We start from the raw sequence: 23,502 nt of genomic DNA, 5'->3' as shown, positions 1-23,502 counted from the left end.
TTGATAGCGCATGAAGGAGCTTCCGCGATGAAGGATTTCGACGGCAAGGTGGCATTGGTGACGGGGACGACCGGCATCGCGCTCGCCACCGCAAGACGGCTGGCGCAGGGGGGTGCGGCGATCATCACCTGCGGCATCGACCGGGTCGCCAATGCAGCCATGCAGGAAAGCCTTGCCAAGGCCGGAACGGACGCGCTGGTGCAAACGGTCGACGTCTCCGTTTCCGATCAGGTCCGCGACGCGGTCGCGACAGGCGTCGCGAAATTCGGCGGCATCGACGTCATCGTCAATTCCGCCGCGGTGCATCCCTATGGAACCGCGACGACGACCGACTGGGAAACCTGGAACCGGGCGATGACCGTCAATGTCGGCTCGATCTATCTCACTGCCCATTTCGGCATTCCGGAAATGATCAAGCGCGGCGGCGGCGCCATCGTCAACGTCGCTTCGGTGCAAGGCTTCGCCTGCCAGCAGAACGTCGCCGCCTATGCCACGACCAAGGGGGCCATCCATACGCTGACCCGCTCGCTGGCGCTCGACTACGCTGCATCAGGCATAAGGGTGAATTCGGTCAGCCCGGGCTCGATCCGCACGCCGATCCTCGAAAAGGCCGCGCGCGGCGACCATGGCAGCGATGCCGACGTCGAAGAGGCCTACAGGCGCTTCGGCGCGGCCCATCCGCTTGGCCGCATCGGCGAGCCAGAGGAGGTGGCGGAGCTGATCGCCTTCCTGTGCTCGTCCAAGGCCGGCTTCTGCACCGGCGCGGACTACAAGATCGATGGCGGCCTGACCGCCGGCATTGGTGTGAAGTAGAACGAGGACGATCGGCCTTGCTTTCACCGCCGGCGCGATGCTCAGGGGTTTTGAGACTGCAGCGTCCGCAAGGTGATCGAGTAGCGATGCTCGGCAACCGGCGGGATGCTGTGCTCCCACTCCGTGCGTGAAGACCCGGTCATGAGATAGGCCGACCGTGGCTCGACGACGATGGTCCGACGCTCCCATTTGTCACCATGCTTTCGCCGCAGCCGAAAGCTGCAGGGCGCCAGCAGGGAAACGCCGGCGACATCCTCGAAATGCGGCTTGTCGCGATGCCAGCCTATACCGGCGCCAGGCCGGTATTCATTGATCAGCACCTGCGCGAAGGCCTCGGCAGGCCGGCGCGCAAAGGCCGCGACCTGCTCACGCAAAGGCAGCAGGAAGTCGGGGATCGGCGGCGCCTCGACGACTTCGCGACGGTCATAATCATAGCGCAGACCGAAACCGACGACCCGACGGTTTGCCAGATGGCCATGGAAATCGAACGCCTGGAACGGCAGTCCCTCGAGATGCAGGGCAAGCTCCGTCTCTTCCCGCGGCGTGATCAATCCGGGCTGGTAGGCAAAACCTTCGGGCAGATCCTCCGCGGCACCAAAGAGATCATGCTGGAGCACCGGAGTGCGGCCGGTGGCTTTCGATTTGAGCGACGACATCCCGCCTAGATGGTGAAGGCTGGACCGCAAGGCAATACGGAGCCCGTGCTCGCGTGCGGACGGGCGATGCGATGGGCAACGGCAGGGAACCGGACCCATGGCTGGCGGGTTATCCGGCTGAGCAGTCAGGTGCCAAGATGCCGTCGACCGCGATCCGGAACACACAATACGATCCCGCGACCAGAACCCTCTCCGTCTGGTTCGTGCCGAGCGGCCATCGCTATGATTACGCGGACGTTGCCCCGGCAACCTATGCCGCTTTCAGGAGGGCTTCCTCGAAAGGCCGCTTCTTCAATGAATTTATCCGCGATCACTACAGCTACCGCCGCGTGGCATGATGCGCGGGGGCATGATGATCTTTTGCGCAAACCTTTTTGCCTGACATGCGTTGTTCTTCCTCGAAGCCGAGGAGACAGCCATGCAGAACAAGACAGCCAGCGAAGCCGCCAAGCAACGTCACATCCAGCGCGGCATCGATGCCAAGGACAGATCGAAGGAGCACGGCAAGGCTGAGCACGCCATGCAGGCCGGCGCCCGACAATACCCGGAGCCGCCCTTCCCCGAGCAGCACCAATCCAAACCGGGGCATGAATGGGCGCTCGAACCGGCGCCGCTTTACGATGCGCCCTTTTACCTCGGGTCGAAAAAGCTCGAAGACAAAGTCGCTCTCATCACGGGTGGCGATTCCGGCATCGGCCGCTCGGTGGCGGTTCTGTTCGCTCGCGAGGGCGCGGACATCGCCATCGTCTATCTGGCCGAAGACAAGGATGCCAAGGCGACAAAATCCGCCGTCGAATCAGAAGGGCGGCGCTGCATCCTGGTGAAAGCCGACGTCAGCGAACGCGACCAATGCCGCAATGCGGTGGCGCAAACGGTCAAGGCATTCGGCCGCATCGACGTGCTCGTCAACAACGCGGCTTTCCAGATCCATTCGAAAGAGTTCGGCGAATTAACCGAAGAGCATTTCGATACGACGCTGAAGACGAACCTCTACGGTTATTTCCATATGGCGCAGGAAGCGGTGCCGCATATGAAGCCGGGCTCGGCCATCATCAACACCGGCTCGGTCACCGGCATAGACGGGTCGAAAGCACTGGTCGACTACTCCATGACCAAGGGCGGCATCCATGCCTTCACGCGAGCCCTTTCCGGCAATCTACTCGGCAAGGGCATACGGGTGAACGCGGTTGCACCGGGTCCGGTATGGACCCCGCTCAATCCTTCGGACAAGGAGGCCGACGACGTTTCGAAGTTCGGCGCGGACACACCGATGAAGCGGCCGGCGCAGCCGGAAGAACTCGCACCGGCCTATGTGTTTCTCGCCTCGCCGCATTGCTCGAGCTACATCACGGGCGAGATATTGCCCGTGATCGGCGGCTATTGAGGTCCCGTGCGATGTATTTCATCGCATTGGCGACGGACTACGACGGCACGCTGGCGCATGACGGGATCGTCTCCAGGAAGACGCTGTCCTCCTTAGAGCGGTTCAAGAAAAGCGGCCGCAAGCTGGTGCTCGTCACGGGGCGCGAACTGCCCGACCTCAAGCGCGTCTTTCCCGAGATCGGCCTGTTCGACAAGGTGGTCGCCGAGAATGGAGCGCTGATCTACACGCCGGCAAGTGAGGAAGAGCGGGTGATCTCGCCATCGCCCGATCCTAAATTCGTCGCCAGATTGAAGAAGCAGGGCGTCAAGCCGCTTTCGGTCGGCCGGTCGATCGTCGCCACCTGGGAGCCGCATCAGGCAACGGTGCTCGAAATCATCAAGAAGATGGGGCTCGGACTGGAAATCATCTTCAACAAGGGCGCGGTGATGATCCTGCCGAGCGGCATCAACAAGGCCACCGGGCTGGCCGCGGCACTGCAGGATCTCCGGCTGTCGCCACACAATGTGGTCGGTGTCGGCGACGCCGAGAATGACCATGCTTTCCTGAAGGCCTGCGGCTGCAGCGTCGCCGTCGACAATGCAATTCCCGCGGTCAAGGCCACTGCGGACCTGGTCACGCGTGGCGCACGCGGGAAAGGCGTGGAGGAACTGGTCGACCGACTGATCAAGCGCGATCATGACATCCTGCCAAGGCGGCATGACGGCATCGTGCTCGGCTCCGCCGGCGGCGACGATATCTATCTGTCGCCAACCGACACGGTCCTCATCGCCGGCAGTTCCGGCATCGGCAAATCCACCCTGGCCACCGCGCTGACGGAACGCTTCGTCGAGAGCGGGTTTCAATTCTGCATCTTCGATCCCGAGGGCGATTATGACGGGCTCGAAGGCGCCGTGCGTCTGGGCGACGGCTCGAGCGCGCCGACCAAGGCACAAGTGCTGGACCTCATCGAGAAAGCCGACAGCAATGTCGTCGTCAACGGGCTGGCGCTGCGCGTCAATGAACGGCCGGACTTCTTCGCCGACCTGCTGCCCGGGCTCGGCAGTTTTCGGCGTCGAACGGCAAGGCCGCACTGGCTCGTCATCGACGAAGCGCACCATCTTCTGCCCAAGCGGCGCGACGATACACGCGCGGTCCTGTCCCTGGAATTGCCGGGCACGGTTCTGATCACAGTGCATCCCGAAGCGATCTCGACCGACGCGCTGCGCCTAGTGACCGCCATCATCGCTCTAGGCCCGAAGGCGAAGGATGTCGTCAAGGCTTTCTGCCACGAGACTGGCATCGACCCGCCAAAGGACGTGGCCTCGCCCAAGGGCGAGCGCGTGCTGTTCTGGCGACCGCAGAAGCGCAAGAAGATCGCCAAGGTCAAGGTTATCGAACCGCGCCAATCGCTCAAGCGGCACAGCCGCAAATATGCCGAAGGGCAACTCGATGAGGCGGGCAGTTTCTATTTCCACGGCCCCGACGATGCGATGAATCTCAGAGCCCACAATCTGATGATTTTCGCTCAGATCGCCGAGGGCATCGACGACAAGACCTGGGAGTTCCACCTGCGTGCCGGCGACTATTCCAAATGGTTCCGCAATCAGATCAGGGACAAGGATCTGGCGCGGGAAACCTCCGAGGCTGAGAACGATAAAAAGCTCTCGGCCGAGGAGAGCCGCAAGCGTGTGCTGGATGCAGTGCGCCGCCGCTACACGGCTCCCGCCACGGCACCGGAAGACTAGCGCGCGACGCGTCTGCCCTGCCTGTTCATGCGCTTTTCAGGCATCGCTTGGAACTCACCCGTCGGCTTCACGTTCAGACCCTGTTCAACAGGAGACACGGCCATGCCACGAGGCGACAAATCGAAGTACACCGACAAGCAGGAACGCAAAGCCGACCATATTGCGGAAGGCTACGAGAAGCGCGGCGTCTCGGAGAAAGAGGCCGAACGCCGTGCCTGGGCCACCGTCAACAAGGATGACGGCGGCGGCAAGAAGGAAGGCGGCTCCGGCGCGGCAAGCACACCGGTCACCCGGCCGCACACAAGGGCGGCACGAGCGGCGGCAAGGCATCGGCCTCACGCTCCGCCACAAGCCGGTCGGAATCGGCGAGGAAAGCCGCGGCAACGCGCAAGCGGAATGCCGAGCATCACGCCCATTGATCTCGACGACCACCCGTTTGGCTTGTCTTGAAAGGCCGCCACGATGAGAGCACAGGCATGAAATCGCGACTCGTCAACGAGACCAGCGGACAGCGAACTTTCGTCGTGGTGCTCGACCCCGGCGAGGAAGCGTTCGGCGCGGTGACCTCCTTCGCGATCGACCAAGGGGTCGGCAGTGCTTCCCTGACAGCGATCGGCGCCTTTGAAAGAGCGATCGTGGGCTGGTTCGACCCCAATGCGAAGACCTACCGCAAAATCCCGATCGATGAACAATGCGAAGTGCTGAGCGCTATCGGCGATGTGGCGCTGGGCGACGACGGCAAGCCCAGCCTCCACATCCATACGGTGTTGGGATTGAGCGACGGCACGACCCGCGGCGGGCACCTGCTCGAGGCCATCGTGCAACCGACGCTCGAAATGACCCTGGTGGAGGCTCCCGGCCACCTGCGCCGCAGCAGACGTCCGGAATTGGGCGTGGCGTTGATCGATCTGAACGAGTGATTTTCGAATTCGGACAGCAGAGGGCAGCCTGGCCTCATGCCGTTTTGTTGTGTTCCGCCGGCGCCTTGTCCGGCGCCGGTTCCCAACCAAAGACACTGCGGCCGCCAAGCAGATGCGACTGGTCGAATTCGCCGGCGATGATTTCCTTCAGGCTGGGACCGGTGACGTATCGCTCGACCTGCCGCGACTGATCGTCGAGCCGCCTCAGCGCGCCGACTTCTTCCTCACGACCAAGCTTGGCCTTTTGCACGGCCGACTTCAGCACGCCGATTGTTTCGTCATAGACCTTGAGCGGAACTGGGAACGGGTGCCTGTCCTTGCCGCCATGTGCCAGCGAGAACCGGCCGGGATCGGAAAAACGGCACGGCGCGCCATGCACCACTTCGGCGACGAGGGCCAGCGCGCGCACCGTGCGCGCGCCGACGCCGGGAACCAGCAGAAGCTCGGAAAAATCCTCCGGGCCGCGTTCGGCGGCGGCCGCCATGTTCCCATGAAGACGACGCATCACGACATCGCTTTCGCGAACATCATGGTGGGCCGGCATGACCAGATGCGGCAGCAGAGGCTGCTCGGGAGCAGATGCGGTGCCGGGGTCCAAGGCAGCGAACTCGCGCAGAATGCGGTCCGGCCCAAGGTCGTGGAGCAGATCCAGCTGTCCTTGACGCGAGGCCTCGGCGCGATGGTCGGTCAGATTGACGATCTCGCCCTGGTTGGCGCCCTCGATCGCGGCGTGCGGCTGATCGACAAAACTCTTCAGACCCTCGGACAGCCAATGGTAGCGGCGCGCCACCTTGCTGTCGCCATTCATGCCTTGCTGCACCACCACCCAGTCGCCGTCATCGGTGACGATGAAGCCGTGCAGGTAGAGGTCGAAGCCATCCTGAACAGCGGCACTATCCACCTTGGCGACCAGCCGGCTGACGGTTGCCAGGCGTGCTCCGTCGAAGCCGATCCGCTCGCCGATGACGGCGAGTTCATGCGGGGTCTTGCGCGAATGCGCGCCACGGCCGCCGCAGACATGAATGCCGAGTTCGCCCGACAGCGGCGTCAGACCGCGTTTCAAGGCGCCGACGACGCTGGTCGTGATGCCGGAGGAATGCCAGTCCATGCCCATCACGGCGCCGAAGGACTGGAACCAGAAAGGATGCGCAAGCCGCCTTAGCAGCTCATTGCGACCATAGTGATGAATGATCGCCTCGCACATGACGGCGCCAAGACGCGTCATGCGGTCGCCCAGCCATTTCGGCACGCGCCCGCCGTGAAGTGGAAGATCAGCACTGCCCGATCGTTGCGCCAATTCTGTTGCCTGTTCCCGCTGTCTGTCCTGTCTCGATAGATAGGTATCCGAGTTCGCGCGAAGAAGCACCTTAGGCTTCTGCCTCCTCGACGCCTGGTGCCATCAAGTCCAGTTCGAAAGAACCGTCTCCATCTCGACCGTTTCGACCTGCTGCGCAAAACGTTGGTGATAGACGGTGAGCAAGGCGTCATGCGTTGCATCGGAAGAACTGCACAGCGCGTCCGTGACGAGCACAACACGATAGCCGAAATCGATGGCGCCGAGCACCGTGGCCAGGACACACACGTCTGTTTCACCTCCAGTGATGACCAGCGTATCGATCTCGTGTTCCATCAGAAAGGCTCGAAGACGGCCTTCAAACCAGGGCGAATAGATATGTTTGTCGATGACCGCCGCGGGCGGACAGCAAGCAGCCAATGACGGCAACAACTCGACCATTTCCGGACCGATATTGTCGATCGCCATCGAGGCCCAGCGCTCGTAGTAGCGCTTCCATGTACCAACACCCCGCCCCGGCTTTTGCGCAGGCAGGAAGCGCGTGAAGACCGTCTGTTTCGCTCGTGTCTCGACCAGTCTCTCAATCTGCGGCAGGATACGCCTGATCCAGGGCGTCGCCCACGGCGACGGTTCGGCAAACAGCCGCTGCATATCCACGCAGACGTGCATGCATCCGCGACCCAACGGCCCATATGCCAAGCCCGGCACCGACATCAAGGCATCTCCGACCGGTGGCGCTTTCTCATGGACTTCTCCCATTGCCGTCCAGGACACTGGAACGTCACAAGCGGGGACTCGTTCCTGGGTGCCCGCAGCAACCAACGCAACCGATCAACGTTTCCGTTGCGTGAACGGAGGCATTCGGATGAGACCATCGGAGGGGCCGCGGGGCCGCATTGTTTCAGGGTTGCCGCCAAGATGACGCTGAGCGGCGGATGTCTCTGCGGTAGGGTTCGCTTCAATGTTCGAAGCGAACCGAGGGTGCACTACTGCCATTGCGATATGTGCCGGCGAGCAACAGGCAGCGCGTTCGCGGTTCTGGCGTGGGTGCCATCTCAGAGCCTGACCTGGACCGGCGCGGAGCCGAACTGCCGCAGGTCATCGCCGATTGCCCAAAGGGGATTCTGTTCAGCCTGTGGATCGCCGCTCAGCCTGACCTATGACGCATCGCCCAACGAAGTAGCGTTGCATGTCGGCACGTTCGACGATCCGGCCTCGCTGCAGCCCCACTACAATTATAGATCAAGCCAGTGGCTTAGCTGGGTTTGCTGCGGAATAGATCTGCCGCACCACGACACTGAAGAACGATGGTAGAGCTATCTCACCACGCGTTTTTCGAGCTTGCGGGCCAAGGTGCGCCGGTGCAGGCCGAGCCGACGCGCGGTTTCGGAGATGTTGAAGCCGGTCTCGACGAGCGTTTCATGGATGCGTTCCCATTCGAGATTCTTGATCGAGGTGGGACGACTGCTCAGCGAAACAGAAACATCGCCCTCGGCACGGCCGAAGGCGGCTTCGATATCGTCGGTGTTGGCGGGTTTGGCCAGATAATGGCATGCGCCGAGCTTGATCGCCTCGACCGCCGTGGCGATGCTGGCAAAGCCAGTCAGCACGACAATCTTCATCGAAGCATCGCGAGCGCTGAGCAGCTTGACGCACTCCAGCCCCGAGCCCCCGGCGCCAAGCTTGAGATCAACGACGGCGTAAGCCGGAACGGCTTTTTCGAGGGCGCGAGCCAAATCTTCCCTGCCGTGGCAGACCATGACGTCGTAGTCGCGCTTTTCGAAAGAGCGCTTCAGCGTTTTCGCGAAGGTGGCGTCGTCCTCGACGATAAACAGGGATCGATCAGGCCGCATGATCATCTCCATCGGTCAGCGCCGCCAGCGGCAGCGATAGGGTAACACAGGCGCCCTGCTCCATGTTGCGCGCAGAAAAGTCGCCGCCGAGCTTTCGAACCACGTTGACGACCAGGAAAAGACCAAGGCCACCGCCCGGTCGTCCCTTGCTCGACATATAGGGCTGGCCGAGCGCGGCCAGTATACCCTGGTCAAAACCCGGCCCGCGATCACGCACGGAAATCACCAGTTTCTCGCCCTGCCGCTCGGCGGTGACGTCGACCCAATCCTGCGATGCTTCCTGGGCGTTGTCGAAGACGTTGAAGATGACCTGCTTCAGCGCCGTGTCGGAAACGATCTGCTCGTCGGGTTCGAAATCGTTGCTGTATTGCAGGTTGAGCGGCTGGCGACTGACACGCCATTCCTGGACAAGATCGTCGAGGAAATGGCGGATGCTGGTGCGGATCGTGCCTTCGCCCCGCGCCTGCCCCGAAGACATCAGGATGCCCGATACGATGCTTTTGCAGCGCTCGATCTGCGCCTGCATTTCGGCCATGTCCCCCGCAAGTTCGCGGTTGCGCGTGACGCTGCGCATCTGGCGCCAGTCGGAGAGGATGACGGAGATGGTCGACAGCGGCGTGCCCAGTTCATGCGCGGCGCCCGACGCCAGCAGGCCCATGCGCACAATGTGGTCCTCCTCGGCCGATCGCTGGCGCAGATCGGCGAGATAGGCATCACGTTCGCGCAGATTGCGATTGATGCGCGTCATGAAGATCACGATCAGGCCAGCCGCCAGCACGAAGCAGATGAACATGCCCCTGATATGCAGGACCAGCAGGTCGCTGCCGCCGTGATGCGGGGTCGCGATCGGCTGGAACTGGAAGGTGAGGAAGACAAAGCAGGCGGAAGCGGCGGCCACCAGGCTCCAGGTGGACCAAGGTGTCAGCAGCGCGGCGCCAAGCGTGATCTGCAGCAGATAGAGCGACACGAACGGGTTCGAGGCGCCGCCGCTGAGGTAAAGCTGGGTCGTCAGCGCCGCCATGTCGAAAATGAGCGCGACGAACAGTTGCGCGTTGCTGATCGGACGCTGACCGCGCAGGGCGAGCAGGCTGAAGATGTTCAGCCCGACGAGGAAAAGCACCACGCCCGCCATCTCCGGCAACGGAAGCGGGATATCGAACCAGTATTCCGTCACCAGAATGGTGAGGACCTGACCCGCCACCGCCAGCCAACGCAGCTGGATGAGCAGGAGCAGGTTCTTCCTGTTCGCCGCGTCGGGATTGGCGACCGCGCCGCCCTTGCCAGCAAGGGATGCCGCCGCGAAGGATTTGTCGTTGCGGAGCATTTGGGTCGGAACGCTCATCTCGCCGGTCCTTGCCGCCGGCGGCGACCGATCATCGGCGTGGCCAGGGCCGCGGCAAGCATCGCAGCGAGCGTGAACCAGGTCAAAGCATAGACCAGATGGCTGTTGCGGAAAGTCACGACGGTCAGGCCGCCGCGCGGCCAGTCACCGGATGCTCCCGCATCGACGAAATACGGGGCGACATCCGTCAGCCCGCGCGCGGTTGCGATGGCGGCGACGTCGCGCGAATACCAGCGATTGGCCGCGGCATCGTTGCTGCGCAGGAAGCCGCCGCCGGGCTCGCTCATGCGCAACAACCCGTCAACGACGGCCGGCGACGGAAAACCGCCGCTCTCCCGTTCAAATTCGGCCTTGCGCTCCTGGGGAATAAAGCCGCGATTGACCAGCACGACAAAGCCGCTGTCGGTTCGCATGGGCGTCAGCACCCAATAGCCACCGCCAAGCTCCGTCACCGCCTGCACCAGCGTGTTGGCGCCGCCCAGAAAGCGCCCGGCCAGTCGCACATGGCTGTATTCGCTGCTGGCTGCGGTCATTCCGTCCCAGTTGCCTGGGCCAGGCGCATCTACAAGCGGAGCATGGATACGTTGGTCGACGCGAGCGATCAGGTCGAGCTTCCAGACCCGCCTTTCCAGTTGCCATATGCCGAGCCCAACAAACACCAGCACGCCGAGGAGGCCGAGCAAAACAAGGAAAAATCGCGATGCTGGCGACCTGCCGGCGTCCCTGTCCGGCGCGGCGGACAAGCCGATGCCAGCCTGCCCGATCCCTATCTCGATAGTGGTCCTCCCCGCGCCCGGCGCCGGGCTCATGGCATCTCGCGCATGTCGTGAAGCCCCGGCATCATGTTGGCGTTGAGATGGTACATCACCCAAAGCGAGCCGGTCAGCACGATGACGACCAGGATCAGCGTGAAGATCAAGGCCAGCATCGACCATCCGCCCTCCGAGGCGGTGTTCATATGCAGGAAGAAGATCATGTGGACCACGATCTGCACCGCGGCGAAGGCCATGATGACGATCGCCGTGGCCTGCTTGTTGTCGAGGGCGCCGGTCATGACCAGCCAGAACGGGATGGCGGTCAGGATCACCGACAGGACGAAGCCGGTCAGATAGCCCTTGAGCGATCCATGCGCGGCTCCGCCATGGGCGCGGCCGTGATCGGCGGCATGATCATGGGCGCTCATCGCAACATCCCCATCAGATAGACAAAGGTGAAGACGCCGATCCAGACGACGTCGAGGAAGTGCCAGAACATGCTGAGGCACATCAGCCGGCGGCGGTTGGCTTCGATGAGGCCGAACCGGGCGACTTGCGTCATCAGCGTCACCAGCCAGACAATGCCGAAGGTGACATGCAGCCCGTGCGTGCCGACCAGGGTGAAGAAGGACGACAGGAAGGCACTGCGCTGCAGTGTGGCGCCTTCATGGATCATGTGGGTGAATTCGTAGAGCTCGATGGACAGGAAGGCCAGGCCGAACAGGCCGGTCACCGCAAGCCAGGCCTGGGTCGCCGCGATCCGGCCCTTGTCCATGGTCAGCATGGCAAAGCCATAGGTGATCGAGGAGAAGAGCAGCATGGCGGTGTTGACCGCCACCAGATTGAGGTCGAACAGGTCCTTGGGCGCCGGACCCGCGGCGTAGTTGGCGCCGAGCACGCCATAGGCCGCGAAAAGCATCGCGAAGATCAGGCAGTCGCTCATCAAATAGAGCCAGAAGCCGAGCATGGTGCTGCCGCCTTCGGCATGCGCATGCTCTTCTTCCAGGTGAAAGACCGGTTCGGTTCCGGTCGCGGTTGCCATCGAAGCCATGCTCGAACCCTAGCCCTGAGCGGCGAGGAGCGTCGTCCTCGCCTCCTCCGTCTGCGTGACCTCGGCAGCCGGAATGTGGAAGTCGCGGTGATAGTTGAAGGTGTGGCCGATCGCGGTGGCTATGAGGCAGACGAAGCTCAGTGCCGCCAGCCACCAGATGTACCAGATCATGCCGAAACCGAGCGCGACGCTGAAGGCTGCCAGGATGATGCCGGTGCCGGTATTGCTGGGCATGTGGATCGGCCTGAAGCCTGAGAGCGGCCTGGTGTAGCCAGCCTTCTTCATGTCCCACCAGGCGTCATTGTCGCGCACGACAGGCGTGAAGGCGAAATTGTAGGCGGGAGGCGGCGAGGACGTCGACCATTCGAGCGTGCGGCCATCCCAGGGATCGCCCGTCGGATCGGCGAGCGCCTCGCGCCTGCGGATGGAGACGAAGATCTGGATCAGGAAGGCGGCAATGCCGACGGCGATCAGCACCGCGCCGAAGGCGGCGATGACGAACCAGATCTGCAGCGAAGGGTCGTCGAAGACACGCATGCGGCGCGTCACGCCCATCAGGCCGAGTATGTAGAGCGGCATGAAGGCAAACCAGAAGCCGACTACCCAGCACCAGAACGACACCTTGCCCCAGAACGGATCGAGCTTGAACCCGAAGGCCTTGGGCCACCAGTAGGCAATGCCGGCGAACAGGCCGAACAGCACGCCGCCGATGATGACGTTGTGGAAATGCGCGATCAGGAACAGGCTGTTGTGCAGCACGAAGTCGGCCGGCGGCACGGCAAGCAGCACGCCGGTCATGCCGCCAACGGTGAAGGTGAGCATGAAGGCCACCGTCCACATCATCGGCAGTTCGAAGCGGATGCGGCCGCGATACATGGTGAACAGCCAGTTGAAGATCTTCGCCCCGGTCGGGATCGAGATGATCATCGTGGTGATGCCGAAGAAGGAATTGACGCTGGCGCCGGAGCCCATGGTGAAGAAGTGGTGCAGCCAGACAAGGTACGACAGGATGGTGATGACCACCGTGGCGTAGACCATCGAGGTATAGCCGAACAGGCGCTTGCCGGAGAAGGTCGAGGTGACCTCGGAAAAGACGCCGAACAGCGGCAGGATGAGGATGTAGACTTCCGGGTGACCCCATATCCAGATGAGGTTCACATACATCATCGGGTTGCCGCCGAAGTCGTTGGTGAAGAAGTTGGTGCCGACATAGCGGTCGAGCGACAGCAGCGCGAGCACCGCCGTCAACACCGGAAAGGACGCCACGATGAGCACGTTGGTGCACAGCGACGTCCAGGTGAAGACAGGCATGCGCATCATCGTCATGCCGGGCGCGCGCATCTTGATGATCGTGCAGATGAGGTTGATGCCCGACAGCGTCGTACCGACGCCCGCCACCTGCAGCGCCCAGATGTAATAATCGACGCCGACGTCGGGACTGTAGCCGATGCCGGAGAGCGGCGGATAGGCGAGCCAGCCTGTGCGGGCGAATTCGCCGACAAACAGCGATGCCATGACCAGGATCGCGCCGCCGACCGTCATCCAGAAGCTGAAGTTGTTGAGGAAGGGGAAGGAGACGTCGCGCGCGCCGATCTGCAGCGGCACGACGAAGTTCATCAGCCCGGTGACGAAGGGCATCGCCACGAAGAAGATCATGATCACGCCGTGCGCCGTGAAGATCTGGTCGTAGTGATGCGAATTGAGGTAGCCCTCGGAACCGTTGAAGGCGATGGCCTGCTGCAGGCGCATCATGATGGCGTCGGAGAAGCCGCGCAGCAGCATGACGAGGCCGAGCACCATGTACATGATGCCGATCTTCTTGTGGTCGACGCTGGTGAACCACTCACGCCACAGATAGGTCCACAGCTTGAAATAGGTGATCGCGCCAAAAAGGGCGATGCCGCCAAGCGCCACCGCGATGAAGGTGGCCACGACGATCGGCTCGTGCAGCGGCAGCGAGTCCCAGGTGAGACGGCCGAAGATGAACTTGGTCAGCGTATCGGGCATCGGCTATCTCTCACAATTCCCGCCGCAACAGGCCAAGCGACGGCGTATCCGCCTCGGCGCGACGGCTCTCGGTCCCGGGCCTGAGCAGTCCCGCCCCGCGCAGCGGGAAAGATCCTTCGCCGGCCAATCCGTCTGCGTGGCGTCGCTGGCGGCGCGTGCCGCGGCAGCCGCTTCCTCCGCCGTGCAGATGCTGGCGACATAGGACGGATCGTTCCCGAACACCGCGCCGCGCCGGGCGAGCTTGTCGTATTGCAGCGGCAGCGTGTTGCGGACACCGGCAAGACCAAGGCCACCCTTGGCATCGATCGACATCATCTCGTTCATGCACATCTTGCCGCGCTCGACACACAGGTTGAGGATGGCGCCGTAAAGGTCGGGATCGACGGAGGCATAGTGGCGGACCGGCTCGTTCTCGCTCGGCTTTTCGAGTTCGAGATAGTTCTCGCGGTTGAGCGCCGCCGAGGCTGTCTTGCTCTGCGCCACCCACTGGTCGAAAGCCTCGTCGGACAGGCCGTGGAAGGCAAAGCGCATCCCCGAAAAGCCGGCGCCGCTGTAATTGGCCGAGAAGCCGCTATAGGTGCCCGGTCGGTTGATGACGGCGTGCAGCTTCGTTTCCATGCCGGGCATGGCATAGATCTGCCCGGCCAATGCCGGAATGTAGAAGGAGTTCATCACCGCCGACGAGGTGATGCGGAAGTCGATAGGCTGGTTGACCGGCGCCGCCAGTTCGTTGACGGAGGCGATGCCGTAGTCTGGATAGATGAACAGCCATTTCCAGTCGAGCGCCACGACCTCAACCTTGAGCGGCTTGTGGTTCTGCGTGACCGGCTGGCCGGGCTCGATCCGGTCGATCCGGCGGTATGGGTCGAGCAGGTGCGTGCCGAGCCAGGTCAGCGCCCCGAGACATATGATGATCAGCAGGGGCGCAGCCCAGATCACCAATTCCAGTTTCGTCGAATGGTCCCAGTCCGGCGCGTAGGTCGCCGAGGCGTTGGATTGCCGGTAGCGCCAGGCAAAAAAAACGGTCAGCGCCATGACCGGCACGATGATGACCAGCATCAGCAGGGTCGAGACCACGAGCAGGTCGCGCTGCTGGACCGCGACATCGCCGGCGGGCGCGAGCACGACCAGATCGCAGCCGCTCAACAACCCGGCCAGGGGGAACAGAAGCAAGGCTCCAAATCGTTTCATCAAACGCTGCCCTCGATGGACCGCGGCAACGGTTCATGTTGCAGTGCGGTATCAATCAAGGGCTACTGCTCGCCGCGGTGCGGTGACATTGGACAATTTGTCCAATGCCCAGAAGGCATGGCTTTGGCCCAGTGTGCAGCGCACAATGGAACCTTTGGGGAATCCCCAGAATTGGGTCCCGGACACTTCATTCCACGCGGTGGCGACGGATAAGATGGCTCAGACTTCGACTGCCGAGACGAACAGCGAGCTGATCGGCTCGCATCATGGCCAGGTCAGCGCGGGCGATATCGCGGTTGGCGTGATTGTCGGCAGGACGTCGGAATTCTTCGACTTCTTCGTCTATGCGATTGCCTCCGTCATCGTGTTTCCCAAGCTGGTGTTTCCCACGCACGATCCGCTTGTCGGAACGCTCTATTCCTTTTGCATCTTCGCACTGGCCTTCGTCGCGCGCCCGTTCGGCTCCATGCTGTTCATGGCCATCGATCGTGCCTATGGCCGCGGCGCGAAACTGACGATCGCGCTGTTCCTGCTCGGCACGTCGACCGTGGCCATCGCGTTTCTGCCTGCCTATGGTGACATCGGTGCGGTCGCGGTGTGGCTTTTGGCGCTTGCCCGCATCGGACAGGGGCTGGCGCTAGGCGGAACATGGGACGGACTGCCCTCCCTGCTGGCGCTGAACGCGCCGCGGAACCGGCGCGGCTTCTATGCCATGATCCCACAGTTGGGCGCCCCGATCGGCCTCATCGTGGCAAGCTCCCTCTTCGCCTTCTTCGTCGCCAACCTGTCGGCCGACGACTTCTTCACCTGGGGCTGGCGCTATCCCTTCTTCGTCGCCTTCGCCATCAATGTGGTCGCCTTGTTCGCCCGGCTGCGCATTGTCGTCACCCCTGAATTCTCGAAACTGTACGAGAGCGGCGACCTGCAGCCGACGCGCATCAGGGACACGATCCGGGCCGAAGGCCGCAACGTCGTCGTCGGCGCCTTCGTGCCACTGGCAAGCTTCGCCCTGTTCCACATGGTGACGGTGTTTCCGCTCTCCTGGGTGTTCCTATTCACCAACGAAGGGCCGGCGCGTTTCCTGGCGATCGAAGCGGTGAGCGCACTGTTCGGCATTGCGGCCATCGTCGCGTCTGGGCCACTGGCCGATCGCGTTGGACGCCGCGCGCTGCTTGGCGGTTCGGCGATCGCCATCGCGACGTTCAGCGGCTTTGCCCCGCAGCTTCTGGATGGCGGCGCAGTCGGCGAAGCCCTGTTCATGGTGCTGGGCTTCATCCTCCTGGGGCTGAGTTTCGGGCAATCGTCCGGCGTCGTCGCCTCGAGTTTTTCCCGGCAACATCGCTACACCGGCTCGGCAATAACCTCGGATCTGGCGTGGATGTTCGGCGCCGGCTTCGCGCCGCTCGCGGCCCTGCTGCTCGCCGGCAATTTCGGCCTCATCGCCGCGGGCGCCTATCTGCTGTCGGGCGCGGCTTGCACATTGCTCGCCTTGTGGATCGACGGACGTCGTCCTGCCGCGGATCGTCAAGCCGATTAATCCAGGGGCCTTCGATTGCGGATATGAGGCCGCATTGCCATGCTCGCCTGCCCGCCCAATGCGGCGCATTCTCCAGGCCATCCACGATATCCTCCCTGTAACGAACCTGGCCGGACGCGATCCGCCGGGCCGTGTCGCGATAGAAGGCTGGGCGCCGGCCGACAAACTCGCGCGGGATGAAGCCCTCCGCAGCGCGAGATCCTCCTGCTATACACGCAAACCCAACTAAGCCACCGAAGCAGCCGGCTTGGCTTGCCGCACGGCGGACCGGTGCGCCGCACTGGCATATTTCTGGGCGATCATGGCGCAGACCATGAGCTGTATCTGGTGGAAGAGCATCAGCGGCAGAACGATCGCGCCGACGCCCTGGCCGGCAAAGATGACGTTGGCCATCGGGACGCCGCTCGCCAGGCTCTTCTTCGAGCCGCAGAAGGTGATCGTGATCTGGTCGGCCTTGTCGAAGCCGAGAAGTCGGCTGCCATAGGCCGTGAACAGAAGCACGAGGCCGAGCAGCACCATGTCGGCGACAACGACCACGGCGATATCGCGCAGCGAGAACATATGCCATAGCCCCTCGGCGACGGCCGTGCTGAAGGCCAGATAGACGACCATTAGGATCGAACCGCGATCGACAGGCATCAGCAGCGTCTTGCGAGAACGTATCCAGTTGCCGATCCGCGGTTCCAGCAGTTGTCCGAGCGCAAAGGGCAGGAGCAGTTGCACCAGGATCTGGCTCACTGCATTCCATGAAAATCCGCCGTGACCGCCGATGGAGAAGAGCAATCCGACGAGCAGGGGCGTGAGGAACATGCCGAAGATGTTGGAGGCGGAAGCCGAGCAGATGGCCGCGGGGACATTTCCACCAGCCATCGAGGTGAACGCGATCGAGGACTGGACCGTCGAGGGCAGGACACACAGAAAAAGAATGCCGAGGTAGAGCGGCTTGGGCAGGATCGAGGCAGGGAGATAGCCGAGCGCCAGACCCAGCAGCGGGAACAGGCCAAAGGTCGTCAGAAGGATGACGAGGTGCAGGCGCCAATGCATCAGGCCGGCAACCACGACATCGCGCGATAGCCGCGCACCATGCAGGAAAAACAGAAGCGCCACGGCAAAATTGGTCGCAACCGCGAACCATCCCGCGAACGTCCCGGTTGCTGGCGCGGCAGACGCAAGCGCGACGGTGCACAACAGCAGGATCAGAAAGGAGTCCGGCAGAAAGCGACGCATGACATGTTAGCTCCAGAATAGGCTCAGCGCCGTCTTTTCGTGCATTGTGAAATAGGATACAAGAAATAACAGTTATCGTGATTTGAGATTTCAGTGCTCGATCTGGTCCAACTTCGCAGCTTCGTCACCGTCCAGCAGATGGGAAGCTTTACCTTCGCGGCCGAGAGGCTGGGACTGGGGCAATCCACCGTCAGCCAGCACATCAGCAAGCTGGAAGCCGCGATTGGCAGGCGGTTGCTGGCCCGGGATACGCACAAGGTGGTGCTGACGCCTGACGGCGAAGCCCTGCTCGGCCATGCGCGGACCCTGTTGTCCATAGAGGGGCAGGTGCAGGCGCTGTTCACCGCGCAGAGGCTGCGCGGCACATTGAGGCTCGGCGTATCCGAGGACCTGGTTGCCAGCCGTCTGCCACTGGTGCTGGAGGATTTCGTCCGGTCTCACCCATCCGTCGATCTCGAACTGACCGTTGCTCTCAGTGGCGTGCTCTACGAGATGCAGGACAATGGCGAACTCGATCTCGTCCTGGCGAAGCGCCGGCTGGGCGACAGCCGTGGCCGGCTCGTCTATCGTGAGCCGCTTGTCTGGCTCGCCCGCGATCCGGAACACGTCCTGTCGCTCGCGGCCTTGCCGTTGATCGCCTTCCCCCCGCCGAGCGTCACGCGCAGCATCGCGCTGGAAGCGCTCGAGCGGCATCGCATGCCGTGGCGCATTGTCTGCACATGCGGAAGCCTGAGCGGACTGACGGCCGCCGCACGCGCCGGGATGGGGGTTCTGGTGCAACCGCAAAGCATGTCGCCTTCAGGCCTCAAGGAGATCGGCCGCCTGCCACAGTTGGAGGATGTGGAATTCGTCCTCATCCCGAGCAAGGGCGCCGACAGGGCGCTCGTCTCAGCGCTTTCGGATGATATTCTGAACAAGGTGAGAGGCCTGCGCTGACCGGCAGCGTAGGTGACATTAGCCGATGTTGTCTTTGGACAGAGTCCACAAATACATCAAGATTTTGTTTTTGTTATATTTACTTCGAAGCTCAAGTTGCATCAAACGCGGTGGCGGTTAAGGCTGAAGCCCGGCCGACCATGCCCGTGCAATCCGTCCCGATCATCGACGCCCCCCTCGACGCATTTCGTCCCTTGACAGTCAGGCCGGTTGGACGGACGCCACTTTGCCGTCGGTATCGACGATGCAGCTGGTTGGCTTTCCCGCGACGTTCAGTTCGACCTGGAAGCTCTTGGAATCGAGCCTGCGCGAGCTGGTCGGCAACGCCTTGCCGCTATCGACGCCGCCCGCTTTCGCCGCCGCGCCGGCACAAAGAAGCTGGAGATCGGCCGGTGCTGTTTCGACCGTCGTCCTCGACATCTGGTCGGGCGTCGGCGCGCTTTGGCATGCCGCCAGAACCGTTGCGATGACGATCGAGGCCGATCCGCGAACGGCCCAGTGCCTCATCCTGATCTGCCTGCCGGTCACCATGGTCTTGTCCCCTGTGTTTATCGAACTATACGTCCGTCCTTGATCACACACCCTTGTAGAGCGCCGCGCCCTGCATCAGCACAATCACTTTCGCCCCGACCTTGATGCGGGAATGCAGATCGATGATGTCGCCATTGTTCATGCGGATGCATCCGGAAGACACGTCCAGGCCAATGGTCCACGGTTCGGGCGTGCCGTGGATGCGGTAGATGGTGTCGTGGTCGTCTTCATAGAGGTAGAGCGCTCGCGCGCCGAGCGGATTGTCGGGCCCACCGGGCATGCCATTGGCCCAGGGCCGGGCTTTGGGATCCCGGGCAACCATTTCGGCCGGCGGTGTCCAGGTCGGCCACTCCGCCATGCGCCCGACCTTGACGATGCCGGCCCATCCGAAGCCCTCCCTGCCCACGCCGATGCCGTAGCGGATCGCCTGCTGGCCGGGCTGGACGAGATAGAGGAAGTGCTGGTTGCCGTCGATGATGATGGTGCCGGGCTGCTCGGCGGTGCGGAACTTGACCACCTGCGGGCGAAAGGATTCCGGCACCTGCTTGTGAAGCTTGTAGTACTGGTAGGCCTTGGTGCGATTGTAATCCGTCCACTGCCGCGTCTTGGGATCGTAGACCTGCGTTCCAGCGGCAAGCGCTGCCAAGGTGGAAAACGCCAGCCCCAGCGCCAGCACAACCGCTAGGCCTGCCGCATGCTTGCCGCCGGTTCCCGTCGCCCGTGCGTCCGTGCCGAACCTCGTCTTTGTGCGTCTGGTCATTGCTTGGCCCATCCTTCGACGCGCGCCTCGTTCCTGGCCACCCATTGCTCGGCGTAAGCAGAGGGCGCCTGCCGCTCGACCTGGAGCGCGTAGCTCATCTCGATCGCCTCCTCCGGCTTGAAGTCGACGCGCTCCAGGAAGCGAACCACCTCCGGATGTTTCTTGCGCAACGAGGTCGCGTAGGCGATGTGGTAGTGGGCCGTGTCCCAGCCAACGGCGGCGTGCGATTTCGAAAGCCATTGCGGGTCTTCCGTCGGCAGGACGATCTTCCATTTGGCGGCATCGTATGGTGGCTCCGTCAGGCGCACGATGTCGTGCAATTTGAAGACCACATGCGGCGCATAGCAAGCGAAGACCATCGGCCGGTCCGAGGCCTCCGCCGCATCGACAGCCGCCATGCCGACATCTTCCGGCATTTCGAGCAGCGTCAGGTTCTTGGCATAGCCGTAGCTGTTGGCGCGGATGCGCTCGATGGTGGTCGACGACCATGTCTGGGCGCCAATCCACATCTCGCCCTTGCCGTCTCCGTCCGTGTCGAGCGCCTCGGTCTTCTTCGGATCACCGAGGTCGGAAATGTCCTTGAAGCCGTATTTGTCGGCCGCTGTCTTGTTGGCGCAGATACCCTGCCAGGCCGGGACGCCGATCGGGCTGATCGCGACCGTTCCAGCCTGGGTTACATACTTCTTGACCAAGGTGTCGAGGTTCGGCAGCCAGACTTCCGGATGGATGTCGACCTGGCCGGAGTCAAGACCGGCGAAAGCGATCATGGTGCCCATCTCCACCACATCCGCATCGAGCCCGAATTCCTTCTTGAGACTCACCTTCAGGATGTTGGCCGTCGCCTGGCCCGACGACCAGTTCGGCATTGCAATAACCAGGTCGGCAGCGTGCGAGGGAATGCCGCCGAGCACAAGCGCCGAGGCAATCACCGCCACTTTCCATGCCAGTTTCACCAAATCGGCCATCAGGTGATCCTCTTCACGTGCTCATTTTGGTTGGAATCCTTTCGAAGACACCCAATCACTGAGCGAGCAGTTCATCGACAGCTGGTTTCGTTCGTCAATCGCCACCGGAGGTGCCTCCAACCTTTCAACCAGATTGTTGTCTGGCCCGGAAGGTCGCGTCGCGTGTTCGGATCCACGACGGACAGAGTAACGCTTACCGCCAAGCGGCGCCAGCGCTCCTCCTGCGCGGTGACGTGGACGGTCGAAATCATCAGAGGAGCCAAGATGAGCAGGGATTGCTTCGCGACGGTCATCGGAGCCCCGGATCTGATTGGCGTCGCTGCCAAGCTTGCATCTGAGGCTGCATCGAAGGAGTACGTAACAGTAACAGCCGTCGGCCCCACAGGAAGCAGCGGGAGTTGCAACCACCACCACGACGCACGTCGTCGATCGGAAGCAACCACTATTGCCGTCACCGCCGACGCAGCCTCCCGCTGCCGTGGAAACCTCCGCGAAATCCACCTCCGCCACCAGGATGGGAAATCAGGGCGTTGTGCTGGATCGTTCAGCAGCTGCCGGGTGGTGCGGCCTGCCTTGGAAAGCGCGACATCGCCGTCACTCCACCGTGACCGATTTCGCCAGGTTGCGGGGCTGGTCGACGTCGGTGCCCATGAAGACGGCGGTGAAATAGGCCAGCATCTGGATCGGCAGCGCATAGATGATCGGCGAGATGATTTCGGGCACGTCCGGCAGGATGATCGTCTCCATCGTCTTCACGCTCGCCTGTGCCGCCCCCTTGCTGTCGGTGATCAGGATGATCTTGCCGCCGCGCGCCGCCACTTCCTGCATGTTGGACACGGTCTTCTCGAAGATGCGGTCATGCGGCGCGATCACGATGACCGGCATGTTCTCGTCGATCAGCGCGATCGGCCCGTGCTTCAGCTCGCCCGCCGCATAGCCTTCGGCATGGATGTAGGAGATTTCCTTGAGCTTCAGCGCGCCTTCCATGGCCAGCGGGAAATTGGTGTCGCGGCCGAGATAGAGCACATCGGAGTAGCGTGACAGGTCCCGCGCGATGCGCTCGATCTGCTCTTCGAGCTTGAGCACCTGGTTGGCATAGCGCGGCGCTTCCGAAAGCGCCCGCACCAGGGTTTTCTCCTCATCCTTCGAAATCGTGCCGCGTGCCACGCCGGCCCGCACCGCAAGCGATGCCAGCACCGAGAGCTGGCAGGTGAAGGCCTTGGTCGAGGCGACGCCGATCTCCGGTCCGGCAAGTGTCGGCAGCACGACATCGGATTCGCGCGCCATGGTCGATTCCCGAACATTGACGACGGCGCCGATCTTCATGCCGGCCTTGCGGCAGTAGCGCAGCGAGGCCAGCGTGTCGGCGGTCTCGCCCGACTGCGAGATGAAGAAGGCGGCATCGTTGGCCGACAGCGGCATCTCGCGGTAGCGGAACTCCGAGGCGACATCGATGTCGACCGGCAGCCGCGCATAGCGCTCGAACCAGTATTTGCCGATCAGGCCGGCGAGATAGGCGGTGCCGCAGGCCGAGATCGCCAGCCGGCCGATCTTGGCAAAGTCGAACGGCAGGTCGAGCGGTTTGGAGACGCCGGAGACGAAATCCACATAATGCGCCAGCGTATGCGAGATCACCTCGGGCTGCTCATGGATCTCCTTCTCCATGAAATGGCGCCGGTTGCCCTTGTCGACCATGAAGGAGGTCGACAGCGACTGCTGGCGCTTGCGCTCGACTTGTCTGCCGTCAATGTCGAAGATGGCGACGCTGTCGCGGCGCACCACCGCCCAGTCGCCGTCCTCGAGATAGGTGATGGAATTGGTGAAGGGCGCCAGCGCAATGGCGTCGGAACCCAGAAACATCTCGCCGTCGCCATGGCCGACGGCCAGTGGCGGGCCGTTGCGGGCGCCGACGATCAGGTCTTCGTCGCCCTTGAACATGATGGCCAGCGCAAAGGCGCCTTCGAGCCGCTTCAGCGCCTGGTGCGCCGCCTCGACGGGCTTGCGCCCCCTGGCCAGTTCGCGCGCCACCAGATGCGCGACGACCTCGGTGTCGGTCTGCGAGGAGAAGGAATAGCCGTCGCGCGTCAGTTCATCGCGCAGTTCGGCGAAATTCTCGATGATGCCGTTGTGGACGATGGCGACACCGTCGGAAAAATGCGGATGCGCATTGGTCTCGTTGGGCACGCCATGGGTCGCCCAGCGCGTGTGGCCGATGCCGATCGTGCCGTCCAGCGGCTCGTCCTTGAGCCGGCGTTCGAGGTTGATCAGCTTGCCCTCGGCGCGACGGCGGCCAAGCTCACCCTTCTCGATGGCGGCCACGCCGGCCGAGTCATAACCGCGATATTCGAGCCGCTTCAGCGCGTCGACGATGAGCGGCGCAACCTGCGAGTGGCCGACGATTCCAACGATACCGCACATGGCTTTGCCCCCATAGCCTGCAGAATTCCAGCCCCATTGCACACAAGAGCCATGTTATCCCTGACCGACCACGGGCTGATCGTTCATTTGAAGGAGCCCATGGACTTAATCAAAGCTGAACTGTCGCGCTTGAAGTCC

The 23,502-nt window shown here is 62.7% G+C and carries 23 protein-coding genes and 1 pseudogene; 9 read left to right on the top strand and 15 right to left on the bottom strand.

The window, feature by feature from the left end; genetic code table 11:
* Positions 1 to 27: 27 nt before the first annotated feature.
* The gene (locus AC1VON_RS11655; protein WP_483122256.1) at positions 28 to 813 is read left to right on the top strand and encodes an SDR family NAD(P)-dependent oxidoreductase; all 786 of its coding nucleotides are present in this window, start codon (positions 28 to 30) and stop codon (positions 811 to 813) included.
* A gap of 41 nt (positions 814 to 854) precedes the next feature.
* Here AC1VON_RS11655 and AC1VON_RS11650 read toward each other — a convergent pair whose 3' ends face one another.
* Entirely contained in the window at positions 855 to 1,469 is a 615-nt protein-coding gene (locus tag AC1VON_RS11650) for an alpha-ketoglutarate-dependent dioxygenase AlkB (RefSeq protein ID WP_483122253.1), read from the bottom strand.
* Between the two features lie 71 nt (positions 1,470 to 1,540).
* Between AC1VON_RS11650 and AC1VON_RS11645 the strand changes: the two genes are divergently transcribed.
* The 5 genes and pseudogenes from AC1VON_RS11645 (at position 1,541) to AC1VON_RS11625 (ending at position 5,497) form a co-directional block, all read left to right on the top strand.
* Positions 1,541 to 1,807, top strand: a complete 267-nt coding sequence (locus AC1VON_RS11645; RefSeq protein WP_483122251.1) for a KTSC domain-containing protein — start codon at positions 1,541 to 1,543, stop codon at positions 1,805 to 1,807.
* Positions 1,808 to 1,887: 80 nt separating this feature from the next.
* A complete protein-coding gene (locus tag AC1VON_RS11640) occupies positions 1,888 to 2,853 on the top strand; it encodes an SDR family oxidoreductase (protein WP_483122249.1) in 966 nt (321 codons plus the stop codon).
* An 11-nt stretch (positions 2,854 to 2,864) separates the two neighbouring features.
* Positions 2,865 to 4,577, top strand: coding sequence for an HAD family hydrolase (locus AC1VON_RS11635; protein WP_483122247.1), 1,713 nt, complete (start codon positions 2,865 to 2,867; stop codon positions 4,575 to 4,577).
* Between the two features lie 102 nt (positions 4,578 to 4,679).
* Positions 4,680 to 4,996, top strand: a pseudogene (locus AC1VON_RS11630) (plasmid stabilization protein).
* Between the two features lie 57 nt (positions 4,997 to 5,053).
* Positions 5,054 to 5,497, top strand: coding sequence for a PPC domain-containing DNA-binding protein (locus tag AC1VON_RS11625; RefSeq protein ID WP_483122245.1), 444 nt, complete (start codon positions 5,054 to 5,056; stop codon positions 5,495 to 5,497).
* A gap of 34 nt (positions 5,498 to 5,531) precedes the next feature.
* Here AC1VON_RS11625 and AC1VON_RS11620 read toward each other — a convergent pair whose 3' ends face one another.
* Positions 5,532 to 6,794: a DUF763 domain-containing protein gene (locus AC1VON_RS11620; protein WP_483122244.1), complete on the bottom strand. Its 1,263-nt coding sequence runs from the start codon at positions 6,792 to 6,794 to the stop codon at positions 5,532 to 5,534.
* Positions 6,795 to 6,896: 102 nt separating this feature from the next.
* Complete coding sequence (locus AC1VON_RS11615) at positions 6,897 to 7,505, bottom strand: cysteine hydrolase family protein (protein WP_483122242.1); 609 nt, start codon at positions 7,503 to 7,505, stop codon at positions 6,897 to 6,899.
* Positions 7,506 to 7,535: 30 nt separating this feature from the next.
* On the opposite strand from AC1VON_RS11615, the gene AC1VON_RS11610 reads away from it, so the two are divergent.
* Positions 7,536 to 8,105: a GFA family protein gene (locus AC1VON_RS11610; RefSeq protein WP_483122240.1), complete on the top strand. Its 570-nt coding sequence runs from the start codon at positions 7,536 to 7,538 to the stop codon at positions 8,103 to 8,105.
* A 2-nt stretch (positions 8,106 to 8,107) separates the two neighbouring features.
* Here AC1VON_RS11610 and AC1VON_RS11605 read toward each other — a convergent pair whose 3' ends face one another.
* The 7 genes from AC1VON_RS11605 to cyoA are packed head-to-tail and all read right to left on the bottom strand — an operon-like array spanning position 8,108 to position 14,990.
* Positions 8,108 to 8,644: a response regulator transcription factor gene (locus AC1VON_RS11605; protein WP_483122238.1), complete on the bottom strand. Its 537-nt coding sequence runs from the start codon at positions 8,642 to 8,644 to the stop codon at positions 8,108 to 8,110.
* Positions 8,634 to 9,986: an ATP-binding protein gene (locus AC1VON_RS11600; RefSeq protein WP_483122237.1), complete on the bottom strand. Its 1,353-nt coding sequence runs from the start codon at positions 9,984 to 9,986 to the stop codon at positions 8,634 to 8,636. Before AC1VON_RS11600 ends, AC1VON_RS11605 begins: the two co-directional genes overlap by 11 nt.
* On the bottom strand, positions 9,983 to 10,795 hold the full coding sequence (locus AC1VON_RS11595; RefSeq protein WP_483122235.1) for an SURF1 family protein: 813 nt from the start codon (positions 10,793 to 10,795) through the stop codon (positions 9,983 to 9,985). Before AC1VON_RS11595 ends, AC1VON_RS11600 begins: the two co-directional genes overlap by 4 nt.
* Positions 10,792 to 11,169, bottom strand: coding sequence for a cytochrome o ubiquinol oxidase subunit IV (gene cyoD, locus AC1VON_RS11590; RefSeq protein ID WP_483122233.1), 378 nt, complete (start codon positions 11,167 to 11,169; stop codon positions 10,792 to 10,794). Before cyoD ends, AC1VON_RS11595 begins: the two co-directional genes overlap by 4 nt.
* On the bottom strand, positions 11,166 to 11,783 hold the full coding sequence (gene cyoC, locus AC1VON_RS11585; RefSeq protein ID WP_483126315.1) for a cytochrome o ubiquinol oxidase subunit III: 618 nt from the start codon (positions 11,781 to 11,783) through the stop codon (positions 11,166 to 11,168). The genes cyoD and cyoC overlap by 4 nt, the downstream gene beginning before the upstream one ends.
* Before the next feature lie 18 nt (positions 11,784 to 11,801).
* Positions 11,802 to 13,799, bottom strand: a complete 1,998-nt coding sequence (gene cyoB, locus AC1VON_RS11580) for a cytochrome o ubiquinol oxidase subunit I (protein ID WP_172352059.1) — start codon at positions 13,797 to 13,799, stop codon at positions 11,802 to 11,804.
* A gap of 3 nt (positions 13,800 to 13,802) precedes the next feature.
* Complete coding sequence (gene cyoA / locus AC1VON_RS11575; RefSeq protein ID WP_483122231.1) at positions 13,803 to 14,990, bottom strand: ubiquinol oxidase subunit II; 1,188 nt, start codon at positions 14,988 to 14,990, stop codon at positions 13,803 to 13,805.
* 214 nt (positions 14,991 to 15,204) lie between these two features.
* Between cyoA and AC1VON_RS11570 the strand changes: the two genes are divergently transcribed.
* Positions 15,205 to 16,527 (top strand): MFS transporter, encoded by a 1,323-nt coding sequence (locus AC1VON_RS11570; RefSeq protein WP_172352061.1) that lies wholly within the window; start codon positions 15,205 to 15,207, stop codon positions 16,525 to 16,527.
* A 225-nt stretch (positions 16,528 to 16,752) separates the two neighbouring features.
* Here the strand turns inward: AC1VON_RS11570 and AC1VON_RS11565 are convergent, their stop codons facing one another.
* On the bottom strand, positions 16,753 to 17,754 hold the full coding sequence (locus AC1VON_RS11565; protein ID WP_483122228.1) for a bile acid:sodium symporter family protein: 1,002 nt from the start codon (positions 17,752 to 17,754) through the stop codon (positions 16,753 to 16,755).
* 93 nt (positions 17,755 to 17,847) lie between these two features.
* Here AC1VON_RS11565 and AC1VON_RS11560 point away from each other — a divergent pair, with 93 nt between their 5' ends.
* Positions 17,848 to 18,690 (top strand): LysR substrate-binding domain-containing protein, encoded by an 843-nt coding sequence (locus AC1VON_RS11560; protein ID WP_172352063.1) that lies wholly within the window; start codon positions 17,848 to 17,850, stop codon positions 18,688 to 18,690.
* 201 nt (positions 18,691 to 18,891) lie between these two features.
* Here the strand turns inward: AC1VON_RS11560 and AC1VON_RS11555 are convergent, their stop codons facing one another.
* The 4 genes from AC1VON_RS11555 to glmS all read right to left on the bottom strand — a co-directional run bounded on the left by AC1VON_RS11555 (position 18,892) and on the right by glmS (position 23,364).
* A complete protein-coding gene (locus AC1VON_RS11555) occupies positions 18,892 to 19,221 on the bottom strand; it encodes a hypothetical protein (RefSeq protein WP_246740769.1) in 330 nt (109 codons plus the stop codon).
* A gap of 43 nt (positions 19,222 to 19,264) precedes the next feature.
* Positions 19,265 to 19,981: a L,D-transpeptidase gene (locus AC1VON_RS11550; RefSeq protein WP_483122225.1), complete on the bottom strand. Its 717-nt coding sequence runs from the start codon at positions 19,979 to 19,981 to the stop codon at positions 19,265 to 19,267.
* The gene (locus tag AC1VON_RS11545; RefSeq protein ID WP_483122223.1) at positions 19,978 to 20,946 is read right to left on the bottom strand and encodes an ABC transporter substrate-binding protein; all 969 of its coding nucleotides are present in this window, start codon (positions 20,944 to 20,946) and stop codon (positions 19,978 to 19,980) included. The genes AC1VON_RS11550 and AC1VON_RS11545 overlap by 4 nt, the downstream gene beginning before the upstream one ends.
* A 594-nt stretch (positions 20,947 to 21,540) precedes the next feature.
* Positions 21,541 to 23,364 carry a glutamine--fructose-6-phosphate transaminase (isomerizing) gene (gene glmS, locus AC1VON_RS11540; RefSeq protein ID WP_483122221.1) on the bottom strand — a complete coding sequence of 608 codons (1,824 nt, stop codon included), beginning with the start codon at positions 23,362 to 23,364 and terminating at the stop codon, positions 21,541 to 21,543.
* Between the last annotated feature and the right edge of the window lie 138 nt (positions 23,365 to 23,502).

The sequence above is a fragment of the Mesorhizobium sp. HAY1-8B genome (assembly GCF_056868045.1).
This window is presented reverse-complemented; position numbering and strand designations above follow the sequence as displayed.